This is a genomic window from Chitinophaga nivalis, assembly GCF_025989125.1.
In the GTDB taxonomy this organism is placed as follows: domain Bacteria; phylum Bacteroidota; class Bacteroidia; order Chitinophagales; family Chitinophagaceae; genus Chitinophaga; species Chitinophaga nivalis.
Window position 1 is genome coordinate 1,822,016 of the sequence record NZ_JAPDNR010000001.1, and the last position, 19,231, is coordinate 1,841,246.

A 19,231-nucleotide genomic window follows, 5' to 3' on the forward strand; every position below is an offset into this window, starting at 1 on the left:
GTCAACAGCTTTTAAGCATTGGATTATTAAGTATTTCTATTCTTACTAAAAAAATTATTTGTCCATCATCTTCATCATTTCCAGCAGCACTTGTTTATCATCGAAGGGATGTTTCACCCCATTGATTTCCTGGTATTTTTCGTGTCCTTTACCAGCCACCAGGATAATATCTTCCTTGTTGGCCAGGGTGATAGCGGTTTTAATCGCTTCTTTCCTGTCGGCAATAGACAGTGTTTTCTTTTTCAGATGTACCGGCACACCTGCTTCCATTTCCCGGATGATGGCTGCAGGATCTTCAGTGCGGGGATTATCTGATGTGAAGATAACCCGGTCACTGCTTTCTGCTGCTACATCCGCCATGATAGGACGTTTGGTAGTGTCTCTGTCGCCTCCGCAACCTACTACTGTAATCACCTGTTCGATGCCTTTACGCAGATTTTTGATCGTTGCCAGTACATTCTTCAAGGCATCGGGCGTATGTGCGTAATCCACAATCGCGATAATCTGTTCCCGATCGGAGACGATATAATCGAATCTGCCTTCTGCTCCCTGGATATCGCTGAGCGCCTGCAACACATGCGCTTTATCTTCTCCCAGCAGGATGGCTGCACCATAGACAGCCAGCAGGTTGTAGGCATTGAACTCACCAATGAGCCGGAAGTGTACTTCGATATCATCTACCAGCATGATCAACCCGGTAAGGTTGTTTTCCAGGATCTTCCCTTTATAGTCGGCCAGTGTACGGAGACTATAGGTCGCTTTCCGGGCTTTGGTGTTTTGTAACATAACCATTCCTCTTTTGTCGTCGAGGTTGGTCAGTGCAAACGCGCCGGAAGGCAGGTTGTCGAAGAAGGCTTTTTTCACCCGGATGTATTCATCAAATGTATGATGGTAGTCGAGGTGATCATGGGTAATATTACTGAAGATGCCTCCCGCGAATTTTAATCCGGCAATGCGTTGCTGGTGAATAGCATGGGAGCTTACCTCCATAAATACATGCGTACATCCGGCAGCCAGCATCTGTGCCAGTAAGGCATTGAGACTTACCGGATCCGGTGTGGTATGGGTAGCCGGTATAACGGTATCGCCTATCTGATTTTGCACAGTGGACAATAATCCACAGTGATGCCCCAATCTGGTAAATAAGCGGAACAACATGGTGGCGATGGTAGTTTTACCATTGGTGCCGGTAACCCCGGTCAGTTGCAGCTGATGCGAAGGGTTATCATAAAAGTTGCCTGCTATGATACCGCTGGCCAGGGCCGTGTTGTTTACCTGTACATAACATACCTGTTCAGACAGGTTTTCAGGCAGTGTTTCACAGATAACTGCTGCTGCACCTTGTGCGATCGCTTTATCAATATACACATGACCATCCACGTGTACTCCTTTCACAGCAATGAAAGCATCTCCGGTTTTTACTGCCCGGGAATCAATAGCCAATGCCTGCAGGGTAATATCTGCATTACCCTGAATGGACTGAATGCTTACATTATACAATATGTCGCGCAGCGTCTTCATCTAGCTCAGTTCTATTACGATTGTTTGTTCATTACCTATTCTGGTGCCACCAGGTAGTGATTGCATTCTCACTTTACCGGCGCCTTTTACGATTACCCTCAATCCTGCATTTTCCAGCAGATACAGTGCATCTTTCAATCCCATTCCTGTTACATCCGGCACGGCGCCTTTGGATTGGGTAACCGGTTGGAATGTAATTTTCCGATCGGTTACTTTCGCACTTACCCAGCTGTTGTTTGCTACTGAACCGCGTACCGGCAGCTGCAGGGTATTGAGTATTTTTTTCCATTCCCCTCCTTTACCATTTTTCAAAGCCAGCAGGGTATCCAGTTGCATGGTGGCCTGCATGGGTCTTTGTTTTTCAACAGCGATCGCGTACAGTTTATCAGCTACTTCCCGGAACACAGGACCCGCAACGCCTGCGCCATAGAAGCGTAAAGCGTGCGGTTTGTTTTTGATAACTACCACGCAGGTATACTGCGGATCATTTGCCGGGAAATAACCAGCAAAGGATGATTGGTAGATTTTATCAGCATAACCCCGGCTGCCATTGGCTACCAGGGCGGTTCCGGTTTTAGCGGCGAAGGAATAGTAAGGAGTACGCAGCCTTTTGGCGGTACCCTCTACAGGCACTCCTTCGAGCATGGCCTGTACCTGCCTGAGTGTACTGCGGGAGCAGATACTGTCCAGCATTACAGTAGGCTCAAACTGTTTAACTACCTGGCCGTATTCCATGACAGAATTGACGAGGTAGGGTTTCATCATTTTACCGTTGTTGGCCACTGCATTGTACAACATGCACGTTTGCAGCGGGCTTATCAGCACTTCATAGCCAAAAGCCATCCAGGGCAGGGAGGTGTTACTCCAGGTTTTGGAAGCTGTAGTTTTCACGACAGGTCTTCCTTCTCCCACCAGATCTATTCCGGTACTTTGATCGAGCTTTAATCTTTTCAGATGTGCGACAAAGTTGTTCGGTTGTCTGCCGTAAAACTGCCACGCCAGTTTGGCCATGCCTACATTTGAACTGAGTTCAAATGCGTGCTTGATGGTTACATTTTGCGGGCCGGGGTGCGGTTCGGAATCGAATACCGTTCTGCGACCTACCTGCCAGCGGCCACCGTCCATGTTTACCATGGAGTTCATGGTGACGAATTTATCTTCCAGTACTGCAATCATGGTAGCCAGTTTAAAAGTAGAACCGGGTTCCCCTACCTGCAGTGCATAGTTCATATCTTCCCAGTAGCTGCCATCCGGTTGGCGTCCGAGATTGGCTACTGCTTTTATTTTTCCTGTTTTTACTTCCATCAGAATGCAGGTGCCGTGGTCTGCTTCATTCTGCACCATCATATTCATGAGGGCCGTTTCTACGATATCCTGCATGTTTACATCGATGGTGGTAACGATATCGTGGCCGTTTTCCGGTTCAATATCGTATCCGTCTACCGGTACATAGGTACCGCCGGCAATGCGGCGCATCAGTCTTTTACCGGTTACTCCCTTGAGGTATTCATTGTAGGTTCTTTCGAGACCTACGCTCTGGGAGTTTTCGCGGGCGAGCCCGATTGTTCTGTTGGCGAGTAGTTTAAAGGGGTTGATACGTTTGCTTTTGGTTTCAGCAATCATACCGCCTTTATTTTTACCCAGCCGGAACATGGGGAACGCACGCATTTCCTGATACTGGTTAAAGGGAACGTCTCTTTTCAGGAGAAAATAGCGATCCTTTGATTTGTAACCTTCCTGTAACAGTTGTTTATAGCCGGCTTTGCTACGGTCGCCGAAAACCTGAGAGAGACGTAATGCCAGGGAATCCAGGTTTTCCTTGAATACTTTGCCGCCTTTATCACGAAGGCCATCTGCTTTGAAGTCGATCCGGATATCGAAATAAGGAATAGAGGTCGACAGCATTCTGCCTTCCTCTGAATAGATGGTTCCTCTTTCTGCATCCAGGGCTACGTAGCCGGTGTGGAGGCTATCGGCCATGCCACGCCAGTATGCGCCTTGTACGTTTTGGATATAAAATACTTTCACCAGAATGGCAATGCCAAACAACGCCATGCCAATGAGGCACAGATACACTCTCCACAATATGTCTTTTTTTACATCCACGATGCTTTAAGCAGTTAGCTGTTTTGTTAAGGGCTTAAAGCCGTTACTTTCAGGAGTTCTAAAAGCTAACGGCTAAAAGCAAAAAGCTTATTAGAAGATACCTGACGCTGGCTGCATTTGTATCTGAGATGCTTGCCATTTTTAGATTTACCAGCATCCCCGACCTGAATTACTTCAGGCGGGCAGCATCAGGTATCAGTATTAAATTCATTTTTCTGTTTCTTCTTTCAGTATGATCTTTTGTGGAGGGGAGCTAAGTTGTTTAAGACCCAGCGGCTCTACGGATTTACTGACTTCACTCATTTTGCTGCGGAACATAAGCTCACTCTTCACATTGATATATTCCCACTTCAGTTCTTTTATTTCTTTGCCCAGTTTATTAATCCGGCGGATTTTTTTTTCAGCGAGGTGACTGTTAGCGATATAGATCAATGCCAGAACGGAGAGAAAGCCAATAAAGGGCATGTTTAGCACCAGCGCTCTGTAGTTGATGCGCAACCGCCATTCTCTTTTTGGTTCCGGGGGAGTGTTGTTATCTTCCACCGGAGGTTCCTGGTTTGTTTCTATAGTTTCTTCTTCCTGCAACACGCTCTTTGCCTTTTTAATAATTGACAATATAAAATTGAACGCAAATCAAAACAGATGTGTATAGGATAGGATAGGATGTTGTGAGCCGGCGAAATGCCATATCACGATGTTTTTTCGGCTACCCGCAGTTTTGCACTTCTCGACCTTCCATTGATCTTCAGTTCTGCATCACCGGCGGTAACTGGTTTTTTTGTGATTAATCTGAACAATTTAGGGGGTGTTTCCTTTGCAAACGGATCATCCTGTGCTTCCTCGAAACTGCCTGTCTTCATAAAATTTTTCACCAACCTGTCTTCCAGCGAGTGGAAGGTAATGATGGCCAGCCTGCCTCCTGGTTTTAAACTGCCGGCGGCTTGTTCCAGTAAATCTTTTAAAGCACCTAATTCATCATTCACGGCTATACGTAAAGCCTGAAACACCTGTGCCAGGTACTTTTGCGGATTCCCTTTTACGATGGGCTGAATTACAGATTTAAATTCCGCAATGGTACGCATAGGATGAGTTTTCCGCTGCTTTACAATAGTTTGTGCCAGGGTTTTGGCGTTGGTAACTTCGCCATATTCCTGGAATACCAGTTGTAACCTTTTTTCAGACCAGGTTGCCAGTAATTGTGCGGCAGTAAATTCGGTTCTTGTATCCATCCGCATATCCAGGTCGCCGTCGAAGCGGGTACTGAATCCTCTCGTTGCTGTATCAAACTGGTGCGACGAAACGCCCAGATCTGCCAGTATGCCGTCTACCTGAGCTGCTTTGTGTAGTTTCAGAAAACGTTGCAGGTGCCGGAAATTTTGTTGTACAAATGTTACACGTTCATCAATGATCCGGTTACGGTAAGCATCTTCATCCTGATCAAATACTATCAGTCTTCCTTGTTCACCCAGTTTCTCCAGTATGGCTTTTGAATGTCCACCGCCTCCAAACGTAGCATCTACATATGTCCCTGCGGGATTAATGTTTAACAGCGCTGTTGTTTCCTGCAGCAGAACGGGTAAGTGATATTGTTGTGCTTCGCCCATGTGCTACGTCTTTAAATTGAAATATTATGATCTCCTCCTCCCATTACCTGTTGTGCCAAATCACTGAAGGCCCCTGGTGAGAAATTTTCAAAGAACTCCTGGTATTTACCTTTATCCCAGATCTCGATTTTATTTAATGCTGCTACCAGCACAATATCTTTTTCCAGATTGGCGTATGACAGTAGGTTTTTCGGTACCAGCAGTCTTCCTGCGCTGTCTAACTCCAAAATAGTGGCGCCATTTAAGAAGTAGCGTCTGAACTCCCTTACTTTCGGATCAAAATCATTCAGCTTGCTGATGCGTTCAAAAATCGGCTGCCATTCATTCATGGGATACAGGGACAAGCATTTTTCAAACCCTCGGTTAATCACAAACTGTCCTCCGGCCCCGTCTGCTAACTGCTTTTTGAATCCGGCAGGTAACAGAAAGCGTCCTTTTGCGTCCAGCGTCGATTCATATTCACCGAGAAAACCTGTCATACCATGGGGCAAAGTCCTTGAAAATCCAATTTCTAACACAAAATAACACTTTTTCCCACTTTTTAACGAAAAAATACTTTATAAATTTTTTCCACAAGTGGTAGGACTGCTGCAGGAGGCCTTCTGCCACCGTTTATGCACGTGATGTGTACATTATTGGGAAATGAGTGTGTATAATGTGTGTGTTGATGTGTATTTCGTGTGTATATCATGTGAACCAGCAATAAACACGCACCTGCCGAACCTTCTACTGGTGGGAAAAAGTGACGGGTATGTGTGTTATGTGTATAATTTGTTTAATCTGTTGCCCGTGCCAGACTTTTTTGCACATCCCGCCTGGCTGCTTTCTGCTTTCAGGAAATACCCTTAACTTCCTCCCTGCCGTGGAAAACCCCGGTTCCGGCGATTAAATTCCCTCTTTTGCAAAATTTTAACAGCATTGAAAATCTGTCTGCCTTACATTTACATTTAATTCTTAATTTTGCCACTCTTTTATGCGGAAATTTTTATTGTACATTAGTGTTCTTGCGCTTATCGTATCTACCTCCTGTAATAATGAACTGAGGAGGATAGAGAAAAGCAACAACTTTGAAAAGAAGCTGGCATATGCCGATAAGTTGTACCAGAAAAAGAAATACAATACGGCGCAAACACTTTACCAGGACCTGTTACAGGTGTACAAAGGGACAGAGAAGTTTGAAGGTCTGTATTATAATTTCGCATACTGCTCCTACTACGTAAAAGACTACGTACAGGCAGCTTTCCATTTTAAAAACTACCTGGACGTATTTCCCAACAGCCCCAGAGCCGTGGAAATCGACTACATGCAGGCATACTGCTACTATAAACAGTCACCAAAGGTATCACTGGATCAGACCAACACCATGAAGGCCATTGCTGCTATGCAAACCTTCATCAACAACTATCCCAACGCGGAAAAAGTGGCAGAAGCCAACCTGGTGATTGAACTGTGCCGCCGGAAACTGGAAAAGAAAGAGTTTACCAGTGCCGAGCTCTATTATAACCTGGGCTTCTATAAAGCCGCCGGTATTGCCTTCAAAAACCTGATGCGCAACTACCCCGACTCCGATAAAAGCGACGGTTATAAGATAATGGCTATCCGCGCTTATTACAACTATGCTAAAAACAGCATCCTGGAAAAACAAAAAGAGCGCTACGAGACAGTATTAGGCGAATATCTCGATTTTGCCGACCACTATCCCAATAGCAAATTGAAGCCAGATGCCGAAAAATTTTATACCTTAGCGCAAAACAATATAAAATCACTGGAAAATGAGCAAAATAAAGCGAAGTCTAACCAGTAGTCTTAATCCCTGGGTAGAAACTAAAAATACTACCGATATTAAGAACAGAACTGGTAATTTATATGAGTCTATTGCCGTGATAGCCAAACGCGCCAATCAGATCAATATTTCCGTGAAAGAGGAGCTCCATTCCAAACTGGAAGAGTTTGCCAGTCATACTGACAACCTCGAAGAAGTACACGAAAATAAGGAGCAGATTGAGATTTCCCGTTTTTACGAAAGACTGGCAAATCCTGCTATCCAGGCCACACAGGAATTTCTGGATAACAAAATTTATTTCCGCAAGAACGACGACGATCTGTTTAGCTAATCCGCCACACATTATTTTGTGAGGTACGTGATTGCGAAAAATAAAAATATTAATTTCATGGCGGCAGAATGAGTTCTGCCGCTTTTGTTTTTATATATGTCCACAGATAATACCACCATACTACAAGGAAAAAAGATCCTCCTGGGCGTATCCGGCAGCATCGCTGCCTATAAGGCCGCTACCCTTACCCGTTTGCTGGTGAAAGCCGGCGCGGAAGTAAAAGTTGTCATGACGCCTGCCGCAGCAGATTTCATTACGCCGCTTACCCTGGCTACCCTGTCGAAAAACGAAGTTCCCTTACATATCAGCGACCATAACAGCTGGAATAACCATGTGATGCTGGGCCGATGGGCAGATGTGATGCTCATTGCACCTGCTTCTGCCAATACCATCGCAAAAATGGCGCAGGGCTTATGCGATAACCTCCTGCTGGCCACCTACTTATCTGCTACCTGCCCGGTGTTTTTTGCCCCGGCTATGGATGAAGATATGTGGCATCATCCGGCTACCCGCCACAATGTGGAAAAGCTCCTCAGCTACGGTCACCGGCAACTGCCGGTAGTATCCGGCGAACTGGCCAGTGGCCTCTTCGGCGAAGGCCGGATGGCGGAACCGGAACAAATCATTGCCTATCTGCAGCAACACTTTCTGCAAACAAATCCCGATACGACTAAACCATTGGCAGGCAAACTGGCGATAGTTACCGCCGGCCCTACCATCGAACATATTGACCCGGTACGTTATATCAGCAACCATTCCAGCGGGAAGATGGGCATCGCCATCGCCGAAACCCTCGCGGATGCCGGTGCGCAGGTAAAGCTGGTACTGGGGCCTACCCACCTGGGTACCACTCACCCGGGCGTAGAAACTATTCCGGTACAATCAGCCGCAGATATGCTGCAGCAGGTAGTAGCGGCTTTCCCGCAGGCTACTGTTGTTGTGGCTGCCGCCGCAGTGGCGGACTACCGGCCGTCGCAGGCAGCGGATAAGAAAATCAAAAAAGGAGAAGCCCAGCTGAGTATTGCACTGGAGAAAACAACCGATATCCTGCGTACCCTCGGCGATACCAAAGGCCCGCAGCAACTGCTGGTCGGCTTCTCACTCGAAACCAACAACGAAAAGGAGTATGCCCTCAAAAAGCTGCGTGAAAAGCACCTGGACTTAATCGTCATGAATTCCCTCGCAGATGCAGGTGCCGGATTTAACTATGATACCAACAAAGTAACGCTGTTTGACCGCAACGGGCAGGAACGTAGCTTCCCCCTGAAGTCAAAACAGGCGGTGGCTCAGGATATTGTTTCCGCTATAATTGAACTGCAACATGCATAGTCGTTTTCCCTATCCCATATTGCTGGCTGCCATATGGGTATTATTATGCTGCCGCCCGGTGCAGGCCCAGGAAATCCGGGCCAATGTCACCGTAGTGGCCAACCAGCTGACAGGCGTGGATAAGAAGATATTTACCACCCTGCAGACTGCCCTCCGTGAATTCCTGAACAACCGCCACTGGGCCAATGATGCCTTTACGCCGGCGGAACGTATTGAATGTAATTTTCTGCTGAATGTAACCGGCGAAACCGGCAACAACAGCTATAAAGCTACCCTGACGGTACAGGCTACACGGCCGGTATTCAACAGTGGGTATGCCACCAGTCTGCTCAACATCCAGGATAACAATGTGGTATTCCGGTATGCTGAGTTCCAGCCGCTGGAATTCAGTGATACCCGGATCGTGAGCAATGATCCGCTGGCATCCAATCTTACGGCGATTGTGGCTTACTATGTATACATCATCCTGGGAATGGATTATGATTCCTTTTCCCCGAGAGGCGGAGATGTATATTTCCGGAAAGCACTCAATATTGTCAATAATGCGCCGGAAGGGAAAGATGTGGCAGGGTGGAAAGCCTTTGAGGGACAGCGTAACCGCTATTGGCTGCAGGATAACCTGCTGAACGCCAAGTTCCTTAACTTCCATGATGTTATGTACCAGTACCATCGCCTCGGATTGGATAAAATGTATGAGGATGTGAATAAGGGCCGCAGTACGATTATGAACTGCCTGAACCTGTTGTATGCTATTCATCAGGATATTCCCAATTCCATGCTGATGCAGACCTTCTTCTCTGCGAAATCAGATGAGCTGCAGAAAGTCTTTTCCAAGGCGATGCCACAGGAAAAGACACGGGCAGCAGAATTGCTTTCCCAGCTGGATGTACCCAATGCGCAGAAATATCAACAGATGAAATAACAGTTTTTCAGGGTCGGCATATGGTCGGCCCTGAAAAACGAAAAGCGAAAAGCTATAATGAAGAATAAGATGAAAACCGGTGTACTGGCTGTATCACTGGTATTTTTATTTGCCTGTGGGCAAGGAGACCGGGTACCAAAAGAATACCTTTCCAAAACAAAGATGAGCAGTATTCTTGTGGATATGGCCCTGGCAGATGCCTATGGCAGTGAAATGATGTTGCATGAGATTCAGGTACCGCAGGCAGATTCCCTGCGACAGGAGAAGGTGAAGATTTACTACAAACAGATACTGGATCTTCATAAGGTAACTGTGAAGGAATTTACGGAGAGTTACAAGTACTATGAAAGCCATCCCAACAGATTCAGAGAAGTATTGCAAATAGCCCAGGCGAGCATTTCGGAGCAAAAAAATAAACTGGGTAATCCGATGGATGAGCATACGCCTGTCTTCATCCGGTTAAAAACTATATTCCCGTATGCCGAAAAGGTAATCCTGATAAAACCCGATACGACGCTGCCTTTCATTAAGCGGCAGCCCTAATAAATAAAAACACCAAAACATGAACAAAGTAGTAGCTAATGCCGACGACGCCATACATGATATCCGGGATGGCGCGGTGATCATGCTGGGAGGATTTGGTTTGTGTGGTATTCCGGAAAACTGTATTGCTGCGTTGGTGCGTAAAGGTATCAAAGACCTGACATGTATTTCCAACAATGCCGGCGTAGATGATTTTGGATTGGGACAACTGCTGAAAACCCGGCAGATCCGCAAAATGATGTCATCCTATGTAGGAGAAAACGCCGAATTTGAAAGACAGCTCCTGGCCGGAGAGCTGGAAGTAGACCTGATCCCCCAGGGTACGCTGGCCACCCGCATACAAATGGCGGGTATGGGCATCCCCGCTTTTTTTACCCCGGCTGGTTACGGTACTGAAATAGCAGCAGGGAAAGAAGTGCGGGAGTTCAATGGTAAAAAACACCTGATGGAGCTGGCCCTGCATGCAGATTTCTCCATCGTGAAAGCCTGGAAAGGAGATACCATGGGAAACCTGGTATTCCGTAAAACCACCCGCAACTTTAGCACCAGTATGGCTAAAGCCGGACAACTCACCATTGCGGAAGTAGAGCACCTCGTGCAGCCCGGTGAGCTGGACCCTGATAACATCCACGTAGCGGGTATCTATGTACACCGCATCTTCCAGGGTAACAATTATGAAAAACGGATTGAACGGAAAACAGTAACGATCTAGGTGATCATCTCCCGTTCATCAAATTTCCCACTCTTCAAATCTGACAATTTATGCCTCTCGATAAATATGGCATCGCCAAAAGAATAGCGCAGGAATTAAAGGATGGTATGTATGTAAACCTGGGTATCGGCATTCCTACGCTGGTATCCAATTATGTACCTGCAAATATATCCATCATGCTGCAGTCTGAAAACGGTATCCTGGGGATGGGCCCTTATCCGGTGGAAGCTGATGTGGATGCAGACCTGATCAATGCTGGTAAAGAAACCGTTACCCTGTTGCCAGGCGGCAGTTTCTTCGACTCTGCGGAAAGCTTTGGCATGATCCGCGCCGGTAAGGTAGATCTTACGGTATTAGGTGCGATGGAAGTTTCCGAAAACGGAGATATTGCCAACTGGAAGATTCCCGGTAAAATGGTAAAAGGAATGGGTGGCGCCATGGACCTGGTAGCATCAGCCAAAAATATTATTGTGGCCATGATGCACACCAACCCAAAGGGAGAAAGCAAATTGCTGCCCCAATGTACCCTGCCCCTCACCGGTGTGAACTGTGTGAAAAAAATAGTAACGGAACTGGCTGTAATGGACGTAACCGCAGATGGTTTCCGTTTGCTGGAGCGTGCACCGGGTGTAAGTGTGGAAGAAATCAAATCCAAAACTGCCGGTAAACTGATCGTTGACGGCGACATTCCTGAAATGCAATTATAATCCTCCCGGATATTTTGTTCCTGGTCTGTGATAGTGCCGGGAACAAAATATCTGTTGTTGAAAACCCCTGATATTCAGAATTATTGGCTAACTTAACACTGCTAAAAAAGTGTCCGAGGTGCAAGTTGGTTTTCTTTATTACAATGGTAAATACCTCCCCGTTGCAGACCCGGTTTTTACGGCAGATAATCGCTCTTTCCGGTACGGGGACGGATGTTTTGAAACCCTGAAAGTATACCAGGGTAATGTTTTACTGGCAGATCTGCATTTTGAGCGGTTACAGGCCAGTCTGAATCTGCTGCATTTTGATATACCCCCTTATTTTACCAAAGCTTTTTTCGTAAAACAGATTACAGAGTTGTGTCATAAAAACAATATGACGAACCTGGCAAGGGTGCGTGTGTCTGTATTCCGGGCGGATGGCGGGCTATATGATCCTGTTAATAATTCGCCGCAGATCGTCATACAAAGTTGGGAACTGGCTAAAACCGTTTTTGAGTTAAATGAAAACGGTTTGATCGTTGATATTTTTCCGGATGTGAAAAAGAGCTGCGATAAATACGCTTCCATTAAATCCAATAACTGTTTACCTTATGTAATGGCTGCCATGTACGCCAGACAGCATCAGCTGAATGAAATGATCCTGTTGAATCAGTATGGTCGTGTGGCAGATAGTACCATTGCAAATGTGTTTGTGGTCAGTAATAAAAAAATCTATACACCTCCTTTGTCGGAAGGTGGTGTTTGTGGGGTGATGCGTAAGCATCTTTTTAAAACAGATCTGCCTTTTAAGCTGGAAGAAAAAATCATATCTATTGAAGATCTCGAAAATGCAGATGAAATATTTTTGACCAATGCTATCCAGGGTATCCGCTGGGTAGGGCATTTCCGGGACAGCAGCTATGGTAATGCCACGGCGGCCATCTTACACGAAGTACTACACGAAAGCATTTTATAATTCTAAAAAAAATTGAACATCGTGATGTCTCCGGAAATATCCGGGCAACAGGCATGTATTGGATGTTTAATGGCAGCTATCATCAATATGAGCGTTGTAAATCTTATTTGGTTTCGCCGGGACCTGCGGCTGGAAGATCAGGCAGCCTTGTATCATGCATTGAAAGCGGAACATCCGGTAGTGCCGGTGTTTGTATTGGATAAGGCTATTCTGGATGACCTGGCAGATAATACAGACAAGCGGGTGGCTTTTATTTATGGAGCATTGGAGGTCATGCAACAGCAGCTCCTGCAGCTGGGCAGTTCGCTGGACGTTTTTTATGGTACGCCGGCTGCAGCCTTTGCTCATTGGACCGCCAAATACCAGGTAGCAAAGGTATTTACCAATCATGATTATGAACCCTATGCTCGGCAGCGTGATGCGGCTATTGCCCAACAATTACGGGAACAGGGTATCTCTTTTCATATGGGTAAAGATCAGGTAATACTGGAAAAAAATGAAGTGCTGAAAGATAACGGTGAACCCTATACGGTGTTTACTCCCTATCATAAAAAGTGGCAGCAGGTTTTGCAACCGGCGCACCTACAATCCTATGCCTGCAGCCAATATTTTTCAAAATTTTATCAACAGGCGCCGGTGAAAATACCTACACCGGAAGAGATAGGGTTTAAGGTGATACCATTACCATTTCCGGATCGGGAGATGAACATACAGGTGATCCGGCATTATGATGAAACCCGTGACTATCCGGCATTGGAAGGTACTTCGCGGTTAGGGGTACATTTACGTTTCGGAACGGTCAGTATCCGGGAAGTCATGCAAACGGCTTTACAACTCAATGCTACTTTTGCGAAGGAGTTGGTATGGCGGGAGTTTTATCAGATGATACTCTGGCATTTTCCTGCAGTGGCTACCCATTCTTTCCGGCCGGCATACGATCGTATTCAGTGGCGTAACAATGAAACGGAGTTTGAGCGATGGTGTCAGGGTATGACGGGGTATCCGATTGTAGATGCGGGAATGCGGGAGCTGAATGCTACCGGATATATGCACAACCGGGTACGTATGATTACGGCCAGCTTTCTAACGAAACACCTGTTGGTGGATTGGCGCTGGGGGGAAGCTTATTTCGCAGAGAAACTACTGGACTATGACCTGGCAGCCAACAACGGTGGCTGGCAATGGGCCGCAGGAACCGGATGTGATGCGGCGCCGTATTTCCGGGTATTCAACCCCGCTTTACAAACACAGAAGTTTGATAAGCAACTGGACTATATCCGGAAGTGGGTACCGGAGCTGGATGGATTTGACTATGTGCAACCAATCGTGTCACATGAAGCAGCGCGTAAACGGGCGTTGGAAGTATATGGCCGGGCGCTGAAAGAAAAATAGCGGATATATATCCCTGATAAACGCCCTGTACAACCGCTATCAGCCTGTTGTACAGGGCGTAGTTATTTTATCGTCTTATCTGTGCGGCAGCATCCATCAGGGCTACAACTGCAGCTTTGCCTTCTGTTCCCAGATCAAGGCTGAAATCATTTACATACAAGTCAATATGTTGCCGCATTACTTGTTCATCCATTTCCTGGGCATGTGATTTTACATACTCAGACAGTTGCGGATAAGTGGTATAGCTGTGCTGCAGGCTTTGATGAATCAGGCTATCCAGTTGTGCACGGATATCGGCAGGTACATCTTTCCGGATAAAAATACCTCCCAGCGGAATCGGGTTGCCGGTAGTTTGTTCCCAGTATTCGCCCATATCCATGAGTTTCACCAGGCCTTTTTGCTGGTAGGTAAAACGGTTTTCATGGATGATAACACCGGCATCTACAGCACCACTCAGTACGGCGTTTTCTATCTCAGAAAACAGCATCACTTTTTTATTTTTTGCTTCCGGAAAAGCGATGGAGAACAAGAGATTGGCCGTGGTGTTTTCGCCGGGAATGGCGATGGTCAGCTGGGAGATATCAGCTTTGGCAATATCTTTTCTGGCAATCAGTAACGGGCCGCAGCCACGTCCCAGGGCACTACCGCTGTTCAGCAGATCATATTGATCTTTTACTTTCAGGTATACCGCGAAACTCAGTTTGGTAACGGCCAGTTTGCCTTGTAAGGCCCAGTTGTTCAGGGTTTCCACATCTTCCAGCTGGGTGTCGAAGGTGAAGCCCTGCGTATCTATTTTATTGTTTACCAGTGCATCAAAGATGAAAGTATCGTTGGGGCATGGTGAAAAACCAAGTGATAAATGCATATGCCGTCAAAATTTTAATGGTTTATAGTGTGGCTGCCCAGTGTTTCGACTGTGCGAACCAGTTCATCGTTTATTGCTTTTACCGCGAGCGGAATTTTCCATTTGCTTTTATCCCTGATTTCAACGTAGTTAGACAGGCTGCGTAGCTGCAGGAAAGGAATATTTTCCAGGAGGCAGGCATAGTGAAAGGCTGCTCCTTCCATGCTTTCGATATCGGGTGCATATTTGGTTACGAGCCGGTCGATAGTAGGGAGGTGGCCGCTGACGAGGTTTACACTGGCACTGCTTACCTGCTGTAAAGCGGGCAGGTAGGGCAGGCCGGCAAAGGTATTGACCAGGCTTTTTCCTGTGAAAGGTGGCTGTGATGGCTGCCAGAGCTCTATATCAAATAAATCTTTAAATTGTAATTGATCTTCTGCGCCCAGATCTCCGAGGTATTCTCTCGCTACCATTACTACGCTGCCCAATTCCCAGTCGTGCCGGAAGGTACCGGCAATACCGGCCTGAATGGCCAAATGGGGCTTATGCGCCGCCAGATGTCGTCCCAGGCTATAGGCAGTGTGCATCATACCGATGCCGGCAATGAGGATAGTGATATCGCAGCCGGCAAAGTGGTACTGACCGGGGCCGGTGGTTTGGCCATGTTGATCCAGGTGGTGCAGAAACGGCTGTATCTCCAGTGTGGTAGCCGCTGTGATCAATAATTTCATCCGGTGAAATTACGTCAAAAATGCATGTTGCCCGTGTAAAACAATTGACAGTATTTAGGATAAATTGGCTCTACTCATATAATAGTGGTATTTTTGCGAAAATTTTTTGCAATAATGATTTATTTAACGCGAGTAGAGAACTTTAATGCGGCGCATAAGTTATCTAACCCGGCATGGAGCAAAGAAAAGAACGACGAAGTATTTGGAAAATGTGCCAACGATAACTGGCATGGGCATAACTACGAGCTGCATGTTACGATAAAAGGCAGTCCGGACCCTGAAACCGGTTTTGTCTTCAATGCTAAAACACTGGGCATACTGATACGGGATGAAGTGATAGAGAAAGTGGATCATCGTAACCTGAATCTGGACGTGGATTTTATGGCAGGTAAATTTACTTCTGCAGAGAACCTGGCGATTGCCATCTGGGATCAGCTGGAAAAACATTTGCCCCGGGAGATACAATTGCATTGTATTAAGTTGTACGAAACACCACGTATATACGTAGAATATTACGGGGGCAATTAAGTAGTCCCGCAGAATAACCATGCGTGCCGGGAGGCAGGTATGGCAGCATTCGAACCCTGATTAAAATCATATAAGAATGGCGTATAATAAGATTGAACGTTTTGAAGATAAGATCACGTCGGGTCTTGTAGAAAATTATAAAGAATGTCTGCAACTGCTGGGAGAAAATCCGGAGCGGGAAGGACTGCAAAAGACCCCGGAACGGATGGCTAAAGCCATGCAGTTCCTCACACAGGGATACCAGCTGGATGCCCGTGAAATACTGGAGGGCGCCAAGTTTACAGAATCCTATAGTGAAATGGTGATCGTCAAGGATATAGAACTCTATTCCATGTGCGAACACCATATGTTGCCTTTCTTCGGAAAAGCGCACGTAGCTTATATTCCCAACGGTTATATTACCGGTTTAAGTAAACTGGCCCGTGTGGTGGATGTATATGCCCGCCGCCTGCAGGTACAGGAACGTATGACGCACCAGATTCTGGATGCCATACAGGAAACCTTACAGCCTCAGGGCGTGGCCGTTGTAATAGAAGCGCAGCATCTGTGTATGATGATGCGTGGCGTACAGAAACAGAACTCACTCACGACCACTTCTGCTTTCAGCGGACAATTTGAAGATGGCAGAACAAGAAGTGAATTCCTGAAACTGATTGGAAAATAAATTCCACCGATTTAATAAAAAATGGTTTAGCCAGCAGCTGGTTAAACCATTTTTATTTTATTTGCATCTTTTACAACCATAAATCTAGCCGAAGATATACGATTGTAATTTGTATTTAATAGATTGTATATTTGAATTATTTATTATTTGATAAGACTAATACTAATATATCCAACATGAAGCATGCTTACGTATTTCCCGGACAAGGGTCTCAGTTTCCGGGTATGGGTAAAAACCTGTACGACACCAATGCAAAAGCGAAGGAACTGTTCGAGCAAGCCAACGAAATTTTAGGTTTTCGTATTTCTGATATTATGTTCACCGGTACAGAAGAAGACCTGAAGCAAACAAAGGTGACACAACCAGCTGTATTTCTGCATGCAGTCATTGCTTTTCTCTGCACCGAAAACGCGCAGCCTGAAATGGTAGCAGGTCACTCTCTGGGTGAATTTTCTGCCCTGGTTGCCAATGGTGTGTTATCATTTGAAGCAGCCCTGCGACTGGTGGCTATCCGTGCCAATGCTATGCAGAAAGCCTGCGAACAGCAGCCTTCCACCATGGCCGCAGTACTGGCGCTGGATGATGCTAAAGTAGAAGAAATCTGTGCAGCAGTAACTGCTGAAACAGGTGAAATAGTGGTAGCAGCCAATTATAACTGTCCTGGTCAGCTGGTTATTTCCGGCACCTTAGCCGGTATAGATATTGCCTGCGAAAGAATGAAGGCCGCTGGTGCGAAAAGAGCGATGAAACTGCCTGTAGGCGGCGCATTCCACTCTCCGCTGATGGCGCCTGCCAAAGAAGAACTGAAAGCAGCAATTGAAGAAGCTACTTTTAATACTCCTTCCTGCCCGGTTTACCAGAACGTAGTAGCGGCGGCTGTTACAGATGCTGCTGCCATCAAACAAAACCTGATCGATCAGCTCACAGGTGCTGTGAAATGGACACAGTCTGTACAGGCCATGATTGCCGATGGCGCCCATGAATTTACGGAAGTAGGTCCTGGTAAAGTTTTACAGGGACTGGTGCAGAAGATTAACAAAGAAACCGTTGTAAACGGTATCAACTAAGCACCTGATCATTATTATATCACGCACTTTCCCATCGTTATCGGCCTATATGTTTTGCCGATAATTGCCGGAAAGTGCGTTTTTTTTAGATTTCTGCTACCATCTCATATTGCGTTAAGTAAAACGCCAGCCCTGCACTTTCCAGGAAAGTACCGATTTCCGGATGATGTTCATCAATGTTGATAATACTCATAGGGCCATTCAACGCAGTAGCTGCATGTTGTAATAAGGTACTGGCAATGCCTTTCCTCCGATGATCCGGATGTACCGCTATGCTCCTGATCCGACGACTGTCGCGGTTTACACTGATATAACCTGCTAATGCTCCTGCAGCAGTATAGGCTTCCCAGGTATGGGTGAAAGCCAGTTCCCGCTGTATGCTTTGATAACTGTTGGACCAGGAAGGTGCCATATCTGTAAAAGCAGCCAGCAGTGCCCAATCGGGCGTATTATTTTCTTTTATGGAGATGTCTGCCGCGGTTTTCTGTACCTGTACGGTTCCCTTATAGCAACGGAAGGTGCGTATTTTATGAAATCCGCTGTTGGTATAGGCCTTGATAGCCGGGAGGTTGGTACTGATGACCTCCAGTATAATTTTCCGGATGCCCTGTGCCTTATAAAGCGGAATAAACTGATCGTACATTTTTTGTATCAGATGCTGGCCACGGTATGCCGGTACCACACCGGTACCGCCGTTATAGAGCACCGTTGGATTTTCATCCTGATCGGCACCATGTAACATGAAGGCTCCCAGTTCATTACCATGGAAAGCGCCAACAGAAAAATGACGCTGCAGGTTTTCCCCTTTCATTTTTTGTTCCAGGATAGAAGGGGTAAGGTGCAGTGGTACCACATAATCACTGAAAGCAGCATTAAATGTATGGCAGATGGCTTCTGTGGATATGTTATCGAGGTTGTGGAAATCGTGTAAGAATATCATAACTGAATGGGTCTGTTATCAATATTAGGTATCCTTGACGACATACCCATCCGGTTTTACATGAATGGAAAACTCAAGAAAGTTCGATCCGTACATTCACCCATTCCGGATCGAAATGAGAGGCGTATTTTTCGTAGAAAGCAATGGCTGGTTTATTCCATTCCAGCACCTGGAAAGTGATACCGGTAAACTGTTTTTCACGGGCTTCTGCGAACAGCTGCTCAAACAATAATTTGCCAACGCCTTTTCCTCTCCAGCTTTCTGTTACCAGAATATCTTCCAGGTACATCCTGCAACCTTTCCAGGTAGAATAACGCGTGTAGTATAAGGCAAAGCCTACAATCGTTTCTCCGGTTGCGGAAGTGGCGGTGGCTACAAATGCTTTCCATACCGGGTTAGGCCCGAAGCCGGCTGTTTCAAAATGCGATAAGCTGACGGTTACTTCTGCGGATGCATTTTCAAAGGCGGCCAGTTCGCGTATCAGTTCCAGTAATCTTGGACAATCTTCTTTTCGTGCAATCCTTAACGTTATATTTTCCATGCCGGGTT

General features: G+C 46.2%; 21 protein-coding genes. 12 read left to right on the forward strand and 9 right to left on the reverse strand.

Translation table 11 applies throughout. From position 1 onward, the window contains the following. Positions 1 to 54: 54 nt before the first annotated feature. The 5 genes from OL444_RS07525 to mraZ all read right to left on the reverse strand — a co-directional run bounded on the left by OL444_RS07525 (position 55) and on the right by mraZ (position 5,749). Positions 55 to 1,521, reverse strand: coding sequence for a UDP-N-acetylmuramoyl-L-alanyl-D-glutamate--2,6-diaminopimelate ligase (locus tag OL444_RS07525; RefSeq protein ID WP_264733837.1), 1,467 nt, complete (start codon positions 1,519 to 1,521; stop codon positions 55 to 57). After that, entirely contained in the window at positions 1,522 to 3,597 is a 2,076-nt protein-coding gene (locus OL444_RS07530) for a PASTA domain-containing penicillin-binding protein (protein WP_264735312.1), read from the reverse strand. It abuts the gene before it with no gap. A 237-nt stretch (positions 3,598 to 3,834) separates the two neighbouring features. Next, positions 3,835 to 4,215: an FtsL-like putative cell division protein gene (locus tag OL444_RS07535; protein WP_264733836.1), complete on the reverse strand. Its 381-nt coding sequence runs from the start codon at positions 4,213 to 4,215 to the stop codon at positions 3,835 to 3,837. A gap of 101 nt (positions 4,216 to 4,316) precedes the next feature. Beyond that, the gene (rsmH, locus tag OL444_RS07540; protein ID WP_264733835.1) at positions 4,317 to 5,231 is read right to left on the reverse strand and encodes a 16S rRNA (cytosine(1402)-N(4))-methyltransferase RsmH; all 915 of its coding nucleotides are present in this window, start codon (positions 5,229 to 5,231) and stop codon (positions 4,317 to 4,319) included. Between the two features lie 11 nt (positions 5,232 to 5,242). Continuing rightward, the gene (gene mraZ / locus OL444_RS07545; RefSeq protein WP_264733834.1) at positions 5,243 to 5,749 is read right to left on the reverse strand and encodes a division/cell wall cluster transcriptional repressor MraZ; all 507 of its coding nucleotides are present in this window, start codon (positions 5,747 to 5,749) and stop codon (positions 5,243 to 5,245) included. A 455-nt stretch (positions 5,750 to 6,204) separates the two neighbouring features. Here mraZ and OL444_RS07550 point away from each other — a divergent pair, with 455 nt between their 5' ends. From OL444_RS07550 to OL444_RS07590, 9 genes are all read left to right on the forward strand, one after another. After that, positions 6,205 to 7,035 (forward strand): outer membrane protein assembly factor BamD, encoded by an 831-nt coding sequence (locus OL444_RS07550; RefSeq protein WP_264733833.1) that lies wholly within the window; start codon positions 6,205 to 6,207, stop codon positions 7,033 to 7,035. Next, on the forward strand, positions 7,004 to 7,345 hold the full coding sequence (locus OL444_RS07555) for a DNA-directed RNA polymerase subunit omega (protein ID WP_078668842.1): 342 nt from the start codon (positions 7,004 to 7,006) through the stop codon (positions 7,343 to 7,345). Before OL444_RS07550 ends, OL444_RS07555 begins: the two co-directional genes overlap by 32 nt. Positions 7,346 to 7,441: 96 nt before the next feature. After that, positions 7,442 to 8,674 (forward strand): bifunctional phosphopantothenoylcysteine decarboxylase/phosphopantothenate--cysteine ligase CoaBC, encoded by a 1,233-nt coding sequence (gene coaBC / locus OL444_RS07560; RefSeq protein ID WP_264733832.1) that lies wholly within the window; start codon positions 7,442 to 7,444, stop codon positions 8,672 to 8,674. Then, positions 8,667 to 9,596 carry a type IX secretion system protein PorD gene (gene porD / locus OL444_RS07565; protein ID WP_264733831.1) on the forward strand — a complete coding sequence of 310 codons (930 nt, stop codon included), beginning with the start codon at positions 8,667 to 8,669 and terminating at the stop codon, positions 9,594 to 9,596. Before coaBC ends, porD begins: the two co-directional genes overlap by 8 nt. 57 nt (positions 9,597 to 9,653) lie before the next feature. After that, entirely contained in the window at positions 9,654 to 10,139 is a 486-nt protein-coding gene (locus OL444_RS07570; protein ID WP_264733830.1) for a DUF4296 domain-containing protein, read from the forward strand. A 19-nt stretch (positions 10,140 to 10,158) separates the two neighbouring features. Continuing rightward, positions 10,159 to 10,851, forward strand: a complete 693-nt coding sequence (locus OL444_RS07575; protein ID WP_264733829.1) for a CoA transferase subunit A — start codon at positions 10,159 to 10,161, stop codon at positions 10,849 to 10,851. A gap of 50 nt (positions 10,852 to 10,901) precedes the next feature. Continuing rightward, positions 10,902 to 11,558: a CoA transferase subunit B gene (locus tag OL444_RS07580; RefSeq protein WP_264733828.1), complete on the forward strand. Its 657-nt coding sequence runs from the start codon at positions 10,902 to 10,904 to the stop codon at positions 11,556 to 11,558. A 118-nt stretch (positions 11,559 to 11,676) separates the two neighbouring features. Continuing rightward, a complete protein-coding gene (locus OL444_RS07585; RefSeq protein WP_264733827.1) occupies positions 11,677 to 12,516 on the forward strand; it encodes an aminotransferase class IV in 840 nt (279 codons plus the stop codon). 21 nt (positions 12,517 to 12,537) lie between these two features. After that, entirely contained in the window at positions 12,538 to 13,908 is a 1,371-nt protein-coding gene (locus OL444_RS07590; RefSeq protein WP_264735311.1) for a cryptochrome/photolyase family protein, read from the forward strand. A gap of 67 nt (positions 13,909 to 13,975) precedes the next feature. On the opposite strand, the gene OL444_RS07595 is transcribed toward OL444_RS07590, so the two are convergent. After that, entirely contained in the window at positions 13,976 to 14,773 is a 798-nt protein-coding gene (locus tag OL444_RS07595) for a 1,4-dihydroxy-6-naphtoate synthase (RefSeq protein ID WP_264733826.1), read from the reverse strand. 14 nt (positions 14,774 to 14,787) lie between these two features. After that, positions 14,788 to 15,483 (reverse strand): futalosine hydrolase, encoded by a 696-nt coding sequence (gene mqnB, locus OL444_RS07600; RefSeq protein WP_264733825.1) that lies wholly within the window; start codon positions 15,481 to 15,483, stop codon positions 14,788 to 14,790. Between the two features lie 114 nt (positions 15,484 to 15,597). Between mqnB and OL444_RS07605 the strand changes: the two genes are divergently transcribed. The 3 genes from OL444_RS07605 (at position 15,598) to fabD (ending at position 17,742) form a co-directional block, all read left to right on the forward strand. Continuing rightward, positions 15,598 to 16,011 carry a 6-pyruvoyl trahydropterin synthase family protein gene (locus OL444_RS07605; RefSeq protein ID WP_264733824.1) on the forward strand — a complete coding sequence of 138 codons (414 nt, stop codon included), beginning with the start codon at positions 15,598 to 15,600 and terminating at the stop codon, positions 16,009 to 16,011. Between the two features lie 76 nt (positions 16,012 to 16,087). Next, on the forward strand, positions 16,088 to 16,675 hold the full coding sequence (gene folE / locus OL444_RS07610) for a GTP cyclohydrolase I FolE (RefSeq protein ID WP_264733823.1): 588 nt from the start codon (positions 16,088 to 16,090) through the stop codon (positions 16,673 to 16,675). A gap of 176 nt (positions 16,676 to 16,851) precedes the next feature. Continuing rightward, a complete protein-coding gene (gene fabD / locus OL444_RS07615; protein ID WP_264733822.1) occupies positions 16,852 to 17,742 on the forward strand; it encodes an ACP S-malonyltransferase in 891 nt (296 codons plus the stop codon). A gap of 85 nt (positions 17,743 to 17,827) precedes the next feature. On the opposite strand, the gene OL444_RS07620 is transcribed toward fabD, so the two are convergent. Next, positions 17,828 to 18,682 carry a GNAT family N-acetyltransferase gene (locus OL444_RS07620; protein WP_264733821.1) on the reverse strand — a complete coding sequence of 285 codons (855 nt, stop codon included), beginning with the start codon at positions 18,680 to 18,682 and terminating at the stop codon, positions 17,828 to 17,830. A 73-nt stretch (positions 18,683 to 18,755) separates the two neighbouring features. Further along, a complete protein-coding gene (locus tag OL444_RS07625) occupies positions 18,756 to 19,223 on the reverse strand; it encodes a GNAT family N-acetyltransferase (RefSeq protein ID WP_264733820.1) in 468 nt (155 codons plus the stop codon). Between the last annotated feature and the right edge of the window lie 8 nt (positions 19,224 to 19,231).